This is a genomic window from Moorena sp. SIO1G6, assembly GCF_010672795.1.
Classification (GTDB): Bacteria; Cyanobacteriota; Cyanobacteriia; order Cyanobacteriales; family Coleofasciculaceae; genus Moorena; species Moorena producens.
Genome location: NZ_JAAHFZ010000023.1, coordinates 76,239 through 76,720, shown reverse-complemented (window position 1 = coordinate 76,720; position 482 = coordinate 76,239).

Here is a 482-nt window from a genome sequence, read left to right as displayed (position 1 = left end):
ACAGTAAAGGATTTTAACCCCTTGTTGCTATTGCTAGCACTATCATGATTATCCCAAATTGTTGGAATTTTCGATAACTATAGAAATTGCTCATGCTAACGCGATGCTCGGTACGAGCCGCTACGCGTACGCGATTATCCACAATTGTTGGAATTTTCGATAACTCACGCGCGTTGCTCAAGTTAGCTCTATCGCGATTATCCCAAATTGCTGAAATTACCAACAGTAAACGATTTTCACCCTTTGTTGCTGTTGCTAGCTCTATCGGGATTATCCCAAATTGCTGGAATTTTCGATAACTACCGAAACTGATTAAGCTAGCTCTATCGGGATTATCCCAAATTGCTGGAATTTTCGATAACTATCGCGCGTTGCTGAAGAAGCGCGCTATCATGATTAGCCCAAATTGCTGGAATTTTCGATAACTATCGCGCGTTGCTCAAAAAGGCGCGATCGCGAAGCGTCGGGCAAAGCCCGAATCG